This window comes from Roseivirga sp., assembly GCF_049099775.1.
GTDB lineage: Bacteria > Bacteroidota > Bacteroidia > Cytophagales > Cyclobacteriaceae > Roseivirga.
This window is the reverse complement of record NZ_JAGDZM010000009.1, coordinates 312,843-328,854: the sequence shown is the minus strand read 5'-3', so window position 1 is coordinate 328,854 and position 16,012 is coordinate 312,843. Positions and strand designations below refer to the sequence as shown.

General features: G+C 39.9%; 14 protein-coding genes and 1 riboswitch. Of the genes, 3 read left to right on the top strand and 11 right to left on the bottom strand.

All coding sequences use genetic code 11. From position 1 onward, the window contains the following. Positions 1 to 136 precede the first annotated feature (136 nt). From JXQ92_RS16265 to accD, 5 genes are all read right to left on the bottom strand, one after another. Positions 137 to 1,243, bottom strand: a complete 1,107-nt coding sequence (locus JXQ92_RS16265) for a formimidoylglutamase (RefSeq protein WP_421987698.1) — start codon at positions 1,241 to 1,243, stop codon at positions 137 to 139. Between the two features lie 164 nt (positions 1,244 to 1,407). Then, entirely contained in the window at positions 1,408 to 2,712 is a 1,305-nt protein-coding gene (nqrF, locus tag JXQ92_RS16260; protein ID WP_421987697.1) for an NADH:ubiquinone reductase (Na(+)-transporting) subunit F, read from the bottom strand. A 127-nt stretch (positions 2,713 to 2,839) separates the two neighbouring features. Further along, complete coding sequence (locus tag JXQ92_RS16255; protein ID WP_421987696.1) at positions 2,840 to 4,117, bottom strand: homoserine dehydrogenase; 1,278 nt, start codon at positions 4,115 to 4,117, stop codon at positions 2,840 to 2,842. Continuing rightward, the gene (locus tag JXQ92_RS16250) at positions 4,114 to 5,184 is read right to left on the bottom strand and encodes a homoserine O-acetyltransferase family protein (protein WP_421987695.1); all 1,071 of its coding nucleotides are present in this window, start codon (positions 5,182 to 5,184) and stop codon (positions 4,114 to 4,116) included. The genes JXQ92_RS16255 and JXQ92_RS16250 overlap by 4 nt, the downstream gene beginning before the upstream one ends. 159 nt (positions 5,185 to 5,343) lie before the next feature. Next, positions 5,344 to 5,466: riboswitch (SAM riboswitch) on the bottom strand. Positions 5,467 to 5,567: 101 nt separating this feature from the next. Then, complete coding sequence (accD, locus tag JXQ92_RS16245; RefSeq protein WP_421987694.1) at positions 5,568 to 6,407, bottom strand: acetyl-CoA carboxylase, carboxyltransferase subunit beta; 840 nt, start codon at positions 6,405 to 6,407, stop codon at positions 5,568 to 5,570. A 172-nt stretch (positions 6,408 to 6,579) separates the two neighbouring features. On the opposite strand from accD, the gene JXQ92_RS16240 reads away from it, so the two are divergent. Both JXQ92_RS16240 and JXQ92_RS16235 read left to right on the top strand, forming a co-directional pair. After that, positions 6,580 to 7,161 (top strand): TetR/AcrR family transcriptional regulator, encoded by a 582-nt coding sequence (locus JXQ92_RS16240; protein ID WP_421987693.1) that lies wholly within the window; start codon positions 6,580 to 6,582, stop codon positions 7,159 to 7,161. Between the two features lie 5 nt (positions 7,162 to 7,166). Further along, positions 7,167 to 8,240: a 3-oxoacyl-ACP synthase III family protein gene (locus JXQ92_RS16235; RefSeq protein WP_421987692.1), complete on the top strand. Its 1,074-nt coding sequence runs from the start codon at positions 7,167 to 7,169 to the stop codon at positions 8,238 to 8,240. Positions 8,241 to 8,306: 66 nt separating this feature from the next. On the opposite strand, the gene tpx is transcribed toward JXQ92_RS16235, so the two are convergent. The 3 genes from tpx to carB form a co-directional block, all read right to left on the bottom strand. Beyond that, on the bottom strand, positions 8,307 to 8,804 hold the full coding sequence (gene tpx, locus JXQ92_RS16230; RefSeq protein ID WP_421987691.1) for a thiol peroxidase: 498 nt from the start codon (positions 8,802 to 8,804) through the stop codon (positions 8,307 to 8,309). Between the two features lie 77 nt (positions 8,805 to 8,881). Beyond that, complete coding sequence (locus JXQ92_RS16225; RefSeq protein ID WP_421987690.1) at positions 8,882 to 9,127, bottom strand: DUF4834 family protein; 246 nt, start codon at positions 9,125 to 9,127, stop codon at positions 8,882 to 8,884. Beyond that, the gene (gene carB, locus JXQ92_RS16220; protein ID WP_421987689.1) at positions 9,128 to 11,941 is read right to left on the bottom strand and encodes a carbamoyl-phosphate synthase large subunit; all 2,814 of its coding nucleotides are present in this window, start codon (positions 11,939 to 11,941) and stop codon (positions 9,128 to 9,130) included. Positions 11,942 to 12,136: 195 nt separating this feature from the next. Between carB and JXQ92_RS16215 the strand changes: the two genes are divergently transcribed. Next, positions 12,137 to 12,559 carry a hypothetical protein gene (locus JXQ92_RS16215; RefSeq protein WP_421987688.1) on the top strand — a complete coding sequence of 141 codons (423 nt, stop codon included), beginning with the start codon at positions 12,137 to 12,139 and terminating at the stop codon, positions 12,557 to 12,559. 74 nt (positions 12,560 to 12,633) lie between these two features. Here the strand turns inward: JXQ92_RS16215 and lpdA are convergent, their stop codons facing one another. Genes lpdA through odhB form a run of 3 tightly spaced genes read right to left on the bottom strand, consistent with a single transcriptional unit; the run spans position 12,634 to position 16,007 of the window. Further along, positions 12,634 to 14,034 carry a dihydrolipoyl dehydrogenase gene (gene lpdA / locus JXQ92_RS16210; protein WP_421987687.1) on the bottom strand — a complete coding sequence of 467 codons (1,401 nt, stop codon included), beginning with the start codon at positions 14,032 to 14,034 and terminating at the stop codon, positions 12,634 to 12,636. Between the two features lie 39 nt (positions 14,035 to 14,073). Further along, a complete protein-coding gene (locus JXQ92_RS16205) occupies positions 14,074 to 14,424 on the bottom strand; it encodes a four helix bundle protein (RefSeq protein ID WP_421987686.1) in 351 nt (116 codons plus the stop codon). A 47-nt stretch (positions 14,425 to 14,471) separates the two neighbouring features. Beyond that, positions 14,472 to 16,007, bottom strand: a complete 1,536-nt coding sequence (gene odhB / locus JXQ92_RS16200) for a 2-oxoglutarate dehydrogenase complex dihydrolipoyllysine-residue succinyltransferase (RefSeq protein ID WP_421987685.1) — start codon at positions 16,005 to 16,007, stop codon at positions 14,472 to 14,474. Between the last annotated feature and the right edge of the window lie 5 nt (positions 16,008 to 16,012).

Below are 16,012 nucleotides of genomic sequence, written 5' to 3'. Positions count from 1 at the left end.
GGGTAAAGCTATCTTCATGCGTATCATTAATGCAATCGCAATAGTTTAGATTAGTAAGAAATTAAGATCAGTTTTTATTTTAATGACCCAGTAGAAGCCCTTGGTTTGGATGGAACGAAGGGCTTTTCTTATGCCTTTAAATCAACTTTCCCTGCGCCTTAATCCACCTTTCTGGGAAGTCGCCATGTGTAGCGCCTACATAGTCTTTATAGCCACAGGGTATATAGGCGCGGTCTAAGAAATTTTCTCCATAATTAACGAGCATCCACCATTTTTCAGATAGTCGGCTTTTGTAGAAAGTCATTGTATCGTCAGTACCTTCAAAACTTACCGTGTACTTCGTGTAATTCTCGGAATTAAACTGACCAGTATCTTTTCGGTTGTAATATCCATCGATGAAATACCAAACCATTGTAGCCATTACCGAGGCCGTTTTTAAAACATCATCATCTAGCGAAGGATGATACCCATGAAAGCCGACGGAAGTCATTTTTTCATTAATTCCTGCGTACCAGGTCAGCTGACAGGCCTCTTCTCCAGAAAGGCCAAATGGTTGAGCCGATGGGTTTCCAGGGGCATCTGAAGACCTAATTGCAGAAATGTCAAAAGTCAGCATGTCGGCCATCCTAATCAGTGGTTCAGCTTGCTTAATGTCATATCTGAGTTCACCAAGCCTCAAAGATTCAAAGTAAAGCTTATCTAGTGCTTTCATCTGATTAGCATCAATCAGGTATGATTGATGCGCTAAATGGCTATAGCTGAATAAGTAATTGGGTTGGTGAGTAAGTAAGTCATTTAAAAACTGATTTGATGGCTCACCCTCTGATTCCATGTCTAAAAATGCGTCCACGTTTATGACAGAAATTAGCTTTTTCGACTGTTCGTAGCCTTTGTATTGGCCAAGCGCTAAATCTTGGTTTCCACCAATTAATATTGGAATTACACGTTGAGAAATGAGAAACTCGCAAACCTCTCTAATTCTGGCTTGTGTATCTTGAGCAGAATCGCCGGGTTGAATATTACCAAGGTCTGCCATGCGGTAATTGGCCTGACTTCTCTTTAGGTTGAATAACTTACCTCGTATTAAATCCGCGTCACCACGAGTATTTATTCCAACCAGCGCTAAGTTCATTTGCGAAATATTGAAATCGTCACTTTGAAGCTGTTTAAAGCTATGACCTATAGCATTATTGGGGCCATCAAATTCGAAAGAGGGCGGGGTGAAGAATAGTTTGAGGTTCATCTGGGGAGAAATAAAATCTTTAAATAAAGATAGAACATTTCTGAAGGCTAGAAAAGGGCAATATTACATCCATCTTGTTGTAAGCGAAAGCAGAAACTTTCGAGTAGTTCCCATAAAAAAGCCCCACCAAAACTGGAGGGGCTTATAAAATTTTTGGGAGAAGATTATCCTCCGAAATCATCAAATGCAACATTCTCATCTGGAATACCCCAGTCGTCGCACATTTTCAATACTGCAGCGTTCATCATTGGAGGACCACAGAAATAGAATTCGATTTCTTCAGGAGCATCATGCTTACTTAAGTACTGATCGATAACCGCTTGGTGAACGAAACCCAAGAAACCATCTCCTTTAGAATCATCAATGTCTTTTTTCTCAACCCAGTTATCTTCAGGAACAGGTTCAGAAAGAACTAAGTGGAATTTAAAGTTCGGAAACTCTTTTTCTATTTTCCTGAAATCGTCAAGATAGAAAAGCTCTCTTTTTGAACGTCCACCATACCAGTAAGTCACTTTTCTACCCGTTTTCAAGGTGTGGAATAAGTGGAAAAGGTGAGATCTCATAGGTGCCATTCCTGCACCACCACCAATGTATAGCATTTCCGCTTCGGTTGGTTTAATGAAGAATTCACCGTAAGGACCTGAAATAGTTACCTTATCGCCTGGTTTTCTTGTAAACACATAAGAAGAACAAATACCTGGGTTTACATCCATCCATTTGTTATTAGCCCTGTCCCAAGGTGGCGTTGCAATACGAATGTTCAGCATTACAATATTCCCTTCTGCAGGGTGATTGGCCATAGAGTATGCACGGAAGATTTCTTCCTTATTCACCATTTTTAAATCCCAAAGGCCGAATTTATCCCAGTCTTCTTTGAATTTATCATCACCAGCTGGATCGTCTGGTAGCGGTCTGATGTCCATGTCTTTGAACTCACAAACAACAGGAGGAACATCTACCTGAATATATCCACCAGCTTCAAAGTCTAGTGTTTCTCCTTCAGGAAGTTTTACCACAAATTCTTTAATGAATGAAGCCACATTGTAGTTGGACACCACTTCGCATTCCCACTTTTTAATACCGAAAATTTCTTCCGGAATGTGAATACGCATGTCTTGCTTCACTTTTACCTGACAAGAAAGTCTAACACCTTCTTTTTGCTCAGATCTGCTCAAGTGTCCTACCTCTGTTGGCAAAACGTCTCCGCCACCTTCATTGATTGTACACTTACACATAGCGCAAGTACCACCACCGCCACATGCTGATGGTAAGAATATTTTTTGTCCTGAAAGTGTATTCAAGAGCGTAGAGCCTGCTGCTGCTACAATGGGATTAGCTTCGTCTCCATTTACAACGATTTTAACATCGCCGGATTGGACTAATTTGGACTGAGCATACAGTAAAATTAGTACCAACAATAGGATGACTACTGAGAACGCTACTATTGAAGTAATAATGATAGATGACATCTATTAATCGATTTTAAATCAACAATTTGAATCTAAACTGACCCTTTCCGTCAGGGCTACAAATATATTCACTAAAAGGTTAAATCTGTAAGCGAAATGGAAAAAAGATGAGTAGCCTAAAACGAGACTAAACCGTGATTTTTTCCAGTAGCACTTGACCTTTTTTTAAGTCTTCAATTTCAGCACTTAAGGACTTTACACAAAGGTTCCCCAATTGTCTTTGATGACTATTCTCGCAGAGAACAACATTGTTATTTGGATTGTTTAGCCATTTTTCTTCTAATAGCCTTGAAATACAAATATTGCCAACAACGTAACTATGATCAAAACTGAAATATTTGTCATGAATTGAGTCAAAATCTCTTAGCTCAATGTCTTTAGGGCTGCTAAAGCTTACATATACTTTTAGCAAGGATTGGTTACTAAACGGTAATTGACCCAAGTTGTAGAACTTCTTGTATTCGTACTGATAGTTATAACTAAGGGCTGAAATGTCTGATAAAACAGCTGCTCCAGTAGGTAAACTTCCCGCGCCCTTTCCAATAAATAATTGCTCGTCGCAAAAATCACCTTTTAGGGTTACCGCATTAAATTCATTTTCGACTGTGGAAAGGCTGTCTTCGTTGAGAACAAATTGTGGTGCCACAAAAGCATAAATTTTGTTTTCTATACGTCGGGCTTGCGCCACCAATTTCACTTTAAAGCCTTTTTCTCGAGCATATTCTAAGTCGGTATTTTTAAGGTGGTCAATACCAAGGTTTACTATGGCATCGGGTTTTACATAAATACCGAAGGCATGGGTTAACAAAATGCTTAGTTTGTATTTAGCATCGAATCCTTTAACATCAAGCGTAGGGTCAGACTCTGCAAAACCTAAATCTTGGGCTTGGCGCAACGCATCATTATAATCCAGGTTTTCTTCGAAGACCTTTGTCAGTATGTAGTTGGTCGAACCATTGAAAATACCCTTCACCTCTTGAAGTGGTTCATGGCCAAAATACTCTTCCAATGTTCTTATTATGGGAATACTCCCACATACGGCACCTTCATAAAGAATGGCCTTGCCTGTTTGTTGTTGAAGTTGAACTAAGTATTCTAAGTTTTCAGCAACCATTTTCTTATTAGCTGTTACTACCGATTTGCCATTTTTCAGTGCAGAAGTCACTATTTCTAGTGCTGCTTCAGCATCGTCAATCAGCTCTACAATCACATCTACACTCGGGTCAGTTAGTATTTCTTCCTTTTGGGTAGTAAACAGACCTTCCTGAAGGCTTCTAGATTTGTTGGCATTCTTAATACAGATTTTCTTAATCTCTCCCGCGAAATTTTTTGAGTTGTTTAAAGTTTCGTAGAGTCCTTGACCCACACAACCAAAACCGAAAAGGCCTATGTTGATTTTTTTCATCTGTGTTTGTTTAAAAAGTTAGCCAGAAGGCCAGTTATAGTTTTAGCTTCCACCAAGAAGCCATCATGACCGTAATCTGATTTTATAAAATGTAATTCTGATTTTTTGATGTTTTCGGCGAGCTCAACTTGCTCTTCCTTAGAAAAGAGTAAATCTTCCTCAATACCTATTATTAATGCCCTTGCATCGATTCTCTCTAGCGCTTCTGAAATGGACTTGTATCCTTTACCAACATCATGAAAATCCATGGCCTGACTCAAAGTGTAGTATGTTCTAGCATCGAAACGGTTTCTAAGTTTTTCGCCTTGGTACCGCTGATAACTTTCCGCATCACTGGCCGACTCAAAATTTGCCTGATCGACTTGTGATATGTTATAGATTTTATCAGTTCTATATGAAACCATGGCCATAGCCCTTGCTGCTTCTAGGCCTTTCCAGCCTCCTTTAGGTGAACTAGAATAGAAAGAAGGGTCTGCTTCTATCGCCATTCGTTGTGCCGATCTGATCGCAACTCCCCATGGAGAGCTCTTTGCAGAACTAGCAATAAGGGCGATATGCTTAAAAAGTTTCGGTTCCTGAACAGCCCATTCGACAATTTGTTGCCCGCCCATTGACCCACCAACACCTAAATGAATTTGATCAATTTCTAAATGAGCTAGTAGAAGCCGATGCGCCTTTACCATATCTTTAATAGTAATTGCTGGAAACGATCTCAGGTATCTTTCTCCTGTTTCAGGGTTAAAGTTTTTAGGCCCTGTACTGCCATAACATGAACCAATTATATTGGCGCAGACTATAAAATACTTTTGTGGGTTAATAACATCTTTTTGGCCGATTAACCCTGGCCACCACTGAATGGGGTTAGCATTTGCCGTGAGTGCATGACAAACCCATACTACATTATCGCGTTTGGCATTTAGTTGCCCAAATGTGTGGTAGGCAATTACCACTTCTGATAGTTTCTTGCCATTTTCCAAGATAAAGTCACCTTGGATTTTTAAATATTTAAGCGAGGGGTTTTCGATAGGCTGAGCTTCAACTGACCCCGTCTTTATTTCTATAGACATTGTCGATTTGCTTTAAGTAAGAATTGAGAGAATGATCAGATAATTGACCTAATAATAATTTTCCTATTGCAAATAATACAGGCAATAGAATGGGCTATTAGATGATGATCTTCTGAAAGATGCGAATGCTCGCTTGAAATTAGATTTTGCATAAATACCAATTTATATTCTCCTGAATGTCACTCGACACTCTCTAGGATCAGGATTTAGCACCTTTCTCTGTTTAAAGAGATGGTTGCTAGCGCTTCGAAGAGCCTGTCTCTCCACGCTTCTGTATAAATCGATTCATTTCGAAGCCCTGTTTGGGCAGAATTGAATGACTTGCACTGCAAACCTAGCAGCACTTATTGATGTTTCAAAAAAGAATTTGAAAAATTTAAAGGCTATTTCAACATTCGAAGGAGCGTTGTAAGCTTATTTTTTAAATCTCTACGATCGACGATAAAGTCTAAGAACCCATGGTCTAAAACGAATTCAGAGCTCTGAAAACCTTTTGGCAGGTCTTTTCCGACAGTATCTCGAATAATTCTTGGGCCAGCAAAGCCGATTAAAGCACCAGGTTCAGCGATATTGAAATCGCCTAGCATGGCATAAGATGCAGTGACACCACCTGTTGTTGGATCAGTTAATAGAGAAATGTATGGAATACCCTCTTCAGCTAGCAAGGCTAGTTTAGCAGAAGTCTTCGCCATTTGCATTAAAGAATAGCCTGCTTCCATCATTCTGGCGCCGCCGGACTTTGAAATCATAAGGAACGGCGTCTTTGTTTTGATGGCATAATCAATGGCACGTGCAATTTTCTCACCTACAACAGAACCCATAGAACCACCAATAAAGGCGAAATCCATACAAGACACGACAATATCTTCACCATTCATTTTACCATAGGCAGAACGAACGGCATCTGTAAGATTACTTTTGGCTTGACCAGCTTTTATTCTCTTAGGGTAAGGTTTGCTGTCAACAAATTTTAGTGGATCACCCGAACTCAATTTTTCGTCTAATTCAGTAAAATTGTTTTGGTCGAAAAGAATCTCGAAGTACTCTTTTGAGCCAATTCGAACATGAAACCCATCTTCTGGGCTCACATAGGCATTGTTTTTCAACTCGCGCGTATGAACAATTGTACCTGAAGGGGTTTTGAACCAAAGGCCATCAGGAGCATCTTTCTTCTGATTTGTTGGTGTTGTTATACCCTTAACTTTTCGCTGAAACCAAGACATATTACCTGTTAACGTCCAAAAATTTTTAGAGACAGGCAAAAATAGGCTAAAACTACTCATCGGCCAAAAGAATAATTGAAACAGCGAGGAGCGAAAAACTTGTTAAAATACTTGGGCAAGTATAATAATGTCTTTTCCTTTGTGGCGGAATGAACGTTCATTCCGCATTAATATGGTTGATAAAAAGACACTTGATAAACGAAGTCTGATTCTAGAATCGACGCTAAAACTGCTAACAGAGCATGGTTTTCATGGTACACCTATTTCCATGATTGCTCAGCAAGCGGGCGTCGGAGCCGGAACTATTTACCGGTATTTCGAGAATAAAGAGCAGTTGATTAATGAATTATTTACCGCTATCAAAAGGCGTGTAATTAAGGCAATGCTCCAGGATTATCGCGAGGAGGGTAGTTTTAAAGAAAGGTTTAAGCACTTGTGGAGAAACTTGATCAATTACTGTATTGAGAATCCTGAAGAGTTTCATTTTGTTGAGCAATATAGGTATGCGCCCTTTGTCAGTAATGTTACAAGGGAAGAGAGCTTTATCATCTTGGCGCCTATTATGTCTTTTTTCGTTGAGTCCAAAAGGGCAGGAGCTATGAAGGATTTACCGCTTTATACTATAGTTTCTTTACTCTATGGCCCCATCGTGTCATTGTCAAAATTGCATATCGACCATAATCAATCTTTAACTGAAGAGCGTATCGATCAGGCTGCGGAGGCCTGTTGGGATGCTGTTCGAAAATTTGAATAGTGAGTATGTCAAGTGTTGTAATAAGTGGAGTTGGTAGTTGTATTCCTGAAACAATAGTGCGTAACGAGGATTTCTTGAATTCAGAGTTTTATCAAGAGAACGGGGAGCCTTTCCAGGACGAGAATTCTGAGATCATTAGAAAGTTTGAGAAGATAACTGGCATAAAAGAAAGACGTTATGCCAAACCTGGCCAGAAGGCATCGGATTTAGGTGCTATTGCCGCGAAGCGTGCCATTGAGAATAGTGGAATCGACGCGAACGACCTCGATTATATCATCTTCGCACATAATTTCGGTGATATGCAAAAGGATACGAACCGAATTGATATGATGCCTAGTTTGGCAGCAAGAGTTAAAGGACAGCTCAATATTTCGAACCCTTCTACTTCTTGTTACGACATCATTTTTGGCTGCCCGGGATGGGTTCAAGGCGCTATTCAGGCTACGCAAATGATTCGTTGTGGAGATGCAAAGCATGTTTTGGTTATAGGTGGTGAGACTTTAAGTCAAACTGTCGATCCGCATGATAGAGATTCAATGATTTTTGCCGATGGTGCTGGTGCTACTATATTTTCTCATTCTGATAATGAAAAAGGCGGATATATTGCTCAGTGTTCAAGAACCGATGCATCTGAGGAATTATGCTATTTAGCTATGGGGCCTTCTTATAAGACTTCCTTGAATGATCATGGAGGCAGTTACATAAAAATGAAAGGCCGTAAAATTTATGAATATGCACTTACAAATGTAGCAGGCGCTATGAAGTGTGCTATAGAAGGTGCTGGTCTTGACCTAAAGGATATCAATAAAATATTGATTCATCAGGCGAATGAAAAAATGGATGAGGCTATTCTACATAAATTATTCAAGCTTTACGGTGTTATGGGAGATTCAAAAAAACTAATGCCCATGACCATTCAAACACTGGGTAATAGCTCTGTCGCTACGATTCCTACGATGTTGGATTTAATTCTAAAGGGGAAACTGGATGATCATACTTTAGAATCCGGCGATAATGTGATTTTTGCATCTGTTGGTGCAGGGATGCACATCAATGCAATGGTCTACCAAATGCCATAATGTACCAGGAACAAAAAAAGAAGGCCAATTCACAGGATTGGCCTTCTTTTTTTGGTTTTTAAACTTTTAAAGACTTGCTAAAGCAGCTTCATAGTTAGGCTCTTGCCCTATTTCTGGAACTTGTTCTGTGTAAATAACAGACCCTTCAGCATTGATAACCACAATACATCTTGAGTGAAGACCACCAAAGGCACCGTCAGTTATTTCCAAACCATAGTCTTTTCCGAATTTACCTGTGTTGAAGTCAGAAAGCATCACAACATTTTCGATACCTTCAGCGCCGCAAAATCTTCCTTGAGCGAAAGGCAAGTCACGCGAAATACAAAGAACACTTGTATTGTCGAGGTCGGATGCCGTTTTATTGAAGTTTCTAATAGAAGCGGCACAAACGCCAGTATCAACACTTGGAAAAATATTGAGTACTAAGTTCTGTCCTTGAAAATCGGAGAGTGATTTTGAAGATAAATCTACTGCCGACAATTGAAAATCTATTGCAGCATCGCCAACCTTAGGCAATTCGCCATTTGTAGTGGTTGGGGTTCCGCCAAGTGTAATTTGAGCCATTTTAAAGGGTTTAATGTTTAATAATTGCTGTTTGTTGATTGCTCGAAGCGACTGATTTATGAAAAGTCGATAAATCTTTAATCTACTTCTTCATAATCAACATAATCTCCCCCCTTAAAGTTATCAGATGACTTAGGATTTTTTTTCGAAGGTGCATACTCAACATTCACATTGCCATCAGTTGGTTTCTTCTGTTCTCTTCTTCCTGAGAAGTTTTGCTGCGGCTGGCCACCATTCATCATTCTGGACATAAAGCGACCAATGCTTCTAAATATCCAGTAGAATACGATAATTGGTAATATGTATTTGAGTATGTAACCCATTTATCTACTTAAGTAAAGATTTCGTTTCGAATAAATATCAAGGAAATGATCGTCCATAAGGTCTTCAATAAAATAGATGGCTTCACCAGTCGATTTCATTTCAGGGCCTAATTCCTTATTTACATTAGGGAATTTATGGAAAGAGAAAACGGGTTCTTTGATGGCATAACCTCTTTTAACTGGTTTGAAATCAAAGTCTGTTACCTTATTTTCTCCGAGCATTACCTTAGTGGCATAGTTCACATAAGGTTCTTGATATGCTTTTCCTATGAATGGAACGGTTCTAGATGCTCTTGGGTTGGCCTCGATGATATAAACTTGATCATCTTTTACAGCAAACTGGATATTTATTAGTCCTTTGGTCTTTAGCGCTAGCGCAATTTTCTTCGTATGTGCTTCAATCTGTCTGATCACAATGTCACCCAAACTATAAGGAGGAAGTAAGGCATATGAATCGCCAGAATGGATGCCTGCAGGTTCTACATGTTCCATGATTCCTATGATGTATACATTTTCTCCATCACATATGGCGTCGGCTTCAGCTTCTTTAGCACCTTCCAAGAAGTGATCTAATAATACTCTGTTACCGGGAATATCTTTTAGAATATTCACAACATGTTCTTCAAGCTCTTGCTCGTTGATTACGATTTTCATACCCTGACCGCCCAATACATAAGAAGGTCTTACGAGTAGTGGAAAACCAATCTCTTTAGAAAGCTCTAGTGCATCATCAGCATCCTCAATTACTCCAAATTTTGGATATGGAATATCATTTTCGGCTAAAAGCGTTGAAAAACGACCTCTATCTTCGGCAAGGTCAAGTGCTTCATAGCTGGTACCGATGATTTTAATACCATAACGATCTAGTTTCTCAGCAAGTTTAAGTGCCGTTTGACCACCAAGTTGAACGATTACACCTTCTGGCTTTTCATGCAGAATAATGTCGTAAATGTGTTCCCAGAAAACAGGCTCAAAGTAAAGTTTATCTGCTGTATCAAAATCAGTGGATACTGTTTCAGGGTTACAGTTAATCATGATGGTTTCATAACCGCATTCCTTCGCGGCGTATAAACCATGGACACAACAGTAGTCAAATTCTATTCCTTGACCAATTCGGTTTGGCCCTGAACCTAGAACTATGATTTTCTTTTTGTCAGTCGATTCAGATTCATTTTCCTCATCGAAACTGGAGTAATAATATGGTGTTTGTGCTTCGAATTCCGCAGCACAGGTATCCACAAGTTTGTACACTCTTTTAATGCCAAGATCATGTCTTTTGTTAAAGACTTTACTTTCTAGGCAGTCTAGTAAGTGGGCGATTTGCCTATCGGCATATCCTTTCTCTTTGGCTATTCTTAGTAGCTTCTCTGGAAGTGTATCAAGGGTATGCTTTTGAATTTCATTTTCAACGGTAATGAGCTCTTCTATTTGCTGTAAGAACCATTTGTCGATTCGTGTTTTCTTTTGGATAGTCTTAAACGGAATACCAAGTTTGAAAGCGTCGTAAATATGGAAGAGTCTATTCCAACTCGGGTTTTCTAGACTGTATAAGAGTTTAGCCTGATCTTTTAGCTCTTTGCCATCTGCACCAAGTCCATTTCTGCCAATTTCTAGTGACTGACATGCTTTTTGAAGGGCTTCTTGGAAGTTTCGACCGATGCCCATGGCTTCACCCACAGATTTCATTTGCAGTCCAAGCTTTCTTTCCGATCCTTTAAACTTGTCGAAGTTCCAACGAGGGATTTTCACGATCACGTAATCTAAAGCCGGCTCAAAGAAGGCTGAAGTTGTACCAGTGATTTGGTTATTTAGTTCGTCGAGGTTATATCCGATGGCTAGCTTAGCCGCTACTTTTGCAATGGGGTATCCTGTTGCTTTCGATGCTAGTGCAGAGGATCGAGATACACGTGGGTTAATCTCAATTCCGATGATTTCATCAGTATCTGGGCTCACCGAGAACTGTACGTTACAGCCGCCTGCAAACTGACCAATGGCATTCATCATGGTGATGGCCATATCTCGCATTCTCTGGTACGTTGTGTCAGGAAGCGTCATGGCTGGCGCCACAGTGATAGAATCACCTGTGTGGACCCCCATTGGGTCAAAGTTCTCAATAGAACAAATGATAATAACGTTCCCAATGTTATCTCTCAATAGTTCAAGCTCGTACTCTTTCCACCCTAAAATACTTTGCTCTAAGAGCACTTCGTGAATAGGCGAAGCATTCAATCCTCTAGTCAGTAGTTCGTCGAATTCGTCTTTTGTATTCACAAATCCACCACCATAACCTCCTAGTGTATAAGAAGGGCGGATTACGAGTGGGAAGCCTATTTCTTGTGCGATTTCTTTTCCTTTTAGAAATGATGTTGCGGTTGATCCCTTACAAACACCTACACCAATTTCTTTCATTTTGAGACGGAACTTTTCTCTGTCTTCCGTAGTCTCAATCGCTTTAATGTCTACGCCAATTATCTTTACATCATATTTCGTCCAGATTCCTGCTGCATCACAATCAATGGCCAGGTTCAAGGCAGTTTGCCCTCCCATAGTAGGTAGAACGGCATCTATCTGATGCTTTTCTAGAATTTCAATGATTGATCTTTTAGTAAGTGGCTTTAGGTAAATATTGTCGGCCATGACAGGGTCTGTCATAATGGTGGCTGGATTTGAGTTAATCAAAGTAACTTCAATGCCTTCTTCCATTAGGGATCGAGAGGCTTGAGAGCCAGAGTAATCAAATTCACATGCTTGTCCGATGATGATGGGGCCACTACCTATGATGAGAATGGACTTAATGCTGTTATCTTTTGGCATACTATTTTAAGGGATGTTCGGGTTGACTTAGGTACAAATTGGCACAAAGTTATAGCGTTTAGCCAATAATCAAAATCTCAAATTCATTAATGAATAAACATACCTTTTTTTACTCGATTTGAGCTCATTTGTAGAGGGTAGAAAAGTAAAAATGATTATTTTGCTTGTTGATTGATTTTTGAAATAATTAAGACCATGAGAAATATAAAAGGAATAAAAAGTGCACTAGCCTTATTGGTTATGGTACTGTTTGTTGTTGGGTGTGCAGCGTCAAATACAGCATCTACAAGTGCATCGGCAAAAAAGGCCAAAAAGGAGAAGGCTTATGACCCAACCGGGACATGGGAATATACTGTAGAGACTCCCGATGGAGCTAATGGTGGTAAGTTTATTATTGCCGGTAACCCAGGTGCTTATTCTGCTTCATTAGAAACAGATCAATTTGGCACACTTGAGTTGCAAAATGTGGACGTTCAAGGCACATCAATGACGGGTGATATAGAAGTGATGGGCAACAGTGCGAGCGTTGAATGTGATTTTGACGGGGAAACCATGAGTGGAGCGATTTACTTCGGAGAAGATGCATTTCCACTAGAAGGAAAAAGAATTAGCAAGTAAATATTTGCGAGCTTTAAAAAAGAAAGGCGAACCAGATGGTTCGCCTTTCTTTTTTATAACACTTGTAGAATAGCTTAAACGTTAAGCGCTCTATTATCTGTAGCGGCTAAACAAGCTTCTTTAAATGCTTCTGTATAAGTAGGGTGAGCGTGAGACATTCTAGCGATATCTTCTGCAGATGCTCTAAATTCCATAGCTACCACCGCTTCAGCAATCATATCGGCAGTTCTGGCACCGATCATATGTACACCAAGAATCTCATCAGTTTCTTTATCGGCAAGTACTTTTACTAAACCGTCTATGTCCATCGATGCTCTGGCACGGCCTAAAGCTCTGTAGGGGAACGAACCACTTTTATAGGCTCTACCACTGGCTTTTAATTCCTCTTCCGTATGTCCTACGGCGGCTACTTCTGGCCAAGTATAAACTACGCCTGGTATTAAGTTGTAGTTAATGTGAGGTTTCTCTCCATTGATCACTTCAGCGACAAAAACACCTTCTTCTTCAGCCTTGTGGGCAAGCATAGCACCTTTAACCACATCACCAATGGCATAGATGTTTTCTGCAGATGTTTTCAATTGCCCGTCTACTTCAACCCTACCGCGGTCGTCCATTCTGACGCCGGCATTTTCAAGGCCTAGCCCGTCGGTGTATGGTTTACGACCTATAGAAACGAGACAATAATCCCCTTTAATGTCAACGATTTCGCCCTTCTTATTCTCAGCCTTAACGGTAACTGTTTTAGCAGTTCCTTTTACTTCAACCACTTTATGACCTAGATAGAATTGGAAGCCGAGTTTCTTCAATGATTTTTTCAACTCCTTACCCATAGTTTTATCCATGGAAGGAATAATATCGTCCATAAACTCAACTACCGATACTTGAGCGCCAAGTCTTGCGTAAACCGAACCTAATTCCATGCCGATTACTCCGCCACCAATAACAATCATATGTTTTGGTATTTCTTTCAAAACTAAGGCTTCGGTAGATGTGATCACTCGTTTTTTATCGATCTCGATAAATGGTAATGATGCTGGCTTAGACCCTGTTGCGATAATGGCCTTGTCTGTTTCTATTTTCGTTTCCTTGCCTTCGGCATCGGTAACTTTAATTGTGTTTTTATCTATGAATGATCCTAATCCGTGAAAAACATCAATTTTATTCTTTTTCATCAAAAAATCAACGCCACCAGTTACCTGGTTCACCACTTGGGTTTTGCGCTCAATCATTTGTTTGAAGTTGACTTTTAAGTCATTTAACTCAATGCCATGCTCTTTAAAGGTATGGGTAGCATTGTGATAATGTTCCGAAGAATCGAGCAATGCTTTAGATGGAATACAACCAACGTTTAAGCAAGTACCCCCAAGTGTGTTGTATTTTTCAACGATAGCCGTTTTCATGCCCAACTGAGCACATCGGACAGCGGCAATATAGCCACCAGGTCCAGAACCAATTACTGTTACATCGTATTTCATTCTCTTCGTAGTTAGTACTTCGTACTAAGTATCTAGTACTTAGACCAAGTGATTTTTTAATCCTTTTGTCATAAGAATAAGTTGGGTTACTTGATCGCAAACTTTATCCCTTAATTCTTTTTGTAAGTAGCCAACTTCAAATGCAATTATGATTTGAGTCTCTACTTCATGCATCGAACCGATTGCAATACCTAAAAACTGATTGAACTCTTTATTTGAATTTCTTCCAGCTCCTTCAGCTATGTTTGAGGCAATTGAAACACTGGCTCTATTTATCTGACTTTTTAAACCAAACTTTTCTTCCGAAGGGAAGCTAGAAGTGATTAAATAAATCTGTTTTGTAAGAGAAATGGACTTCTTCCATATCTCTAGCTCTTTGTATTTATGCATCTATTGGTCTATTTACTCGGTACATTATACACAGTACTTTTAACAGATTATATGCCTAATAAAAGTCGTGTTGGATCTTCTAATAGCTCTTTTACGCGAACCAAGAAACTCACAGATTCTCTACCGTCAACTATTCTATGATCATAAGACAGCGCTACATACATAATCGGTAGAATCTGAACTTCACCATTAACTGCCATTGGGCGCTCCACAATGTTGTGCATTCCTAAAATGGCTGATTGTGGGGCATTAATGATCGGTGTTGAAAGCATAGAACCGAAAATTCCTCCATTGGTAACTGTAAAAGTTCCTCCAGTCATTTCATCAATGGTAAGCTTACCATCTCGCGCTTTAGTTGCCAAGCGAATGATCTCTTTTTCTACCTGATCGAAACTCATCGATTCTGCATTTCTAATCACAGGAACCATAAGTCCTTTTGGTGCTGAAACGGCGATTGATACATCAACAAAGTCATTGTATACAATTTCGTTGCCTTCGATTCTTGCATTTACAGCAGGCCATTCTTGAGCGGCCATTGTAACTGCTTTTGTAAAGAAAGACATGAAGCCTAACCCTACTTCGTACTTCTCTTTGAACTTTTCCTTGTATTGTTTTCTGATGTCCATGATCGGCTTCATATTTACCTCATTGAAAGTGGTTAACATGGCCGTTTCGTTTTTCACAGATACTAATCTTTTGGAAACAGTCTTTCTCAGAGAGGTCATACGCTCTCTTCTTTCATTTCTGCTTCCTGGTGCGGCTACAGGCGCAGGAGCATCTTCTTGTTTGGCTGCTGCAGCTGGCTTCGGAGTTGACATCTGTGCTTTTTCAGCATCTTCTTTGGTAATGCGCCCGTCTTTGCCAGTACCTTTTATGGTAGACGTATCTATTCCTTTTTCAGCTAAAATTTTAGCTGCCGCAGGGGATGCATGTCCAGTAGCATAGGTCTCGTTGCCTGAAGCTGTGGATGCTGCGCTTGTTTCGGAAGAAGCTGAAACTGGTGCAGACTCTTTGGCAGGAGCACCACCTGTCATTACTTCAATTTTACAGATAAGTGCACCAATTTCGATGGTATCATCTTCTTGAGCGACAATCCTGAGAATTCCATTGGCTTCTGCAGGAAGCTCGAAAGTTGCCTTGTCAGAATCGACTTCGGCAATTATCTCATCCAATTCAACAAAATCACCATCAGCTTTGAGCCAGCTTGAGATAGTCACTTCAGTGATTGATTCTCCTACAGTTGGAACAATCATGTCCTTAATCTCACCAGTGGATTCAGGTCCTTTTGCAGGCTCTGATGAAGAAGTCGCTTCGCTTGGAGCAGTTTCTTCTTTGGCCGTACCTGCTGAATCGGTATCGATAGTACATATTAGTTCATCTATTTCTAATGTATCGCCTTCTTGAGCAACAATATGGAGCGTTCCAGCTGCTTCAGCGTTTAATTCAAAAGTGGCTTTGTCTGATTCAAGCTCACAGATGATTTCGTCCATTTCGACTTGATCACCTTCTTGCTTGAACCACTGTGCAATGGTTACTTCCGTGATTGATTCACCAACTGCAGGGACTTTAATTTCCAAACTCATTTTTC

What these genes read in the sequence shown, in the direction of transcription:
- nqrF (WP_421987697.1), bottom strand. Translation starts at nt 2,712, where the DNA reads ATGTCATCTATCATTATTACTTCAATAGTAGCGTTCTCAGTAGTCATC.
- JXQ92_RS16215 (WP_421987688.1), top strand. Translation starts at nt 12,137, where the DNA reads ATGAGAAATATAAAAGGAATAAAAAGTGCACTAGCCTTATTGGTTATG.
- JXQ92_RS16255 (WP_421987696.1), bottom strand. Translation starts at nt 4,117, where the DNA reads ATGAAAAAAATCAACATAGGCCTTTTCGGTTTTGGTTGTGTGGGTCAA.
- accD (WP_421987694.1), bottom strand. Translation starts at nt 6,407, where the DNA reads ATGTCTTGGTTTCAGCGAAAAGTTAAGGGTATAACAACACCAACAAAT.
- JXQ92_RS16250 (WP_421987695.1), bottom strand. Translation starts at nt 5,184, where the DNA reads ATGTCTATAGAAATAAAGACGGGGTCAGTTGAAGCTCAGCCTATCGAA.
- JXQ92_RS16235 (WP_421987692.1), top strand. Translation starts at nt 7,167, where the DNA reads ATGTCAAGTGTTGTAATAAGTGGAGTTGGTAGTTGTATTCCTGAAACA.
- lpdA (WP_421987687.1), bottom strand. Translation starts at nt 14,034, where the DNA reads ATGAAATACGATGTAACAGTAATTGGTTCTGGACCTGGTGGCTATATT.
- JXQ92_RS16205 (WP_421987686.1), bottom strand. Translation starts at nt 14,424, where the DNA reads ATGCATAAATACAAAGAGCTAGAGATATGGAAGAAGTCCATTTCTCTT.
- carB (WP_421987689.1), bottom strand. Translation starts at nt 11,941, where the DNA reads ATGCCAAAAGATAACAGCATTAAGTCCATTCTCATCATAGGTAGTGGC.
- JXQ92_RS16225 (WP_421987690.1), bottom strand. Translation starts at nt 9,127, where the DNA reads ATGGGTTACATACTCAAATACATATTACCAATTATCGTATTCTACTGG.
- tpx (WP_421987691.1), bottom strand. Translation starts at nt 8,804, where the DNA reads ATGGCTCAAATTACACTTGGCGGAACCCCAACCACTACAAATGGCGAA.
- JXQ92_RS16265 (WP_421987698.1), bottom strand. Translation starts at nt 1,243, where the DNA reads ATGAACCTCAAACTATTCTTCACCCCGCCCTCTTTCGAATTTGATGGC.
- JXQ92_RS16240 (WP_421987693.1), top strand. Translation starts at nt 6,580, where the DNA reads ATGGTTGATAAAAAGACACTTGATAAACGAAGTCTGATTCTAGAATCG.
- odhB (WP_421987685.1), bottom strand. Translation starts at nt 16,007, where the DNA reads ATGAGTTTGGAAATTAAAGTCCCTGCAGTTGGTGAATCAATCACGGAA.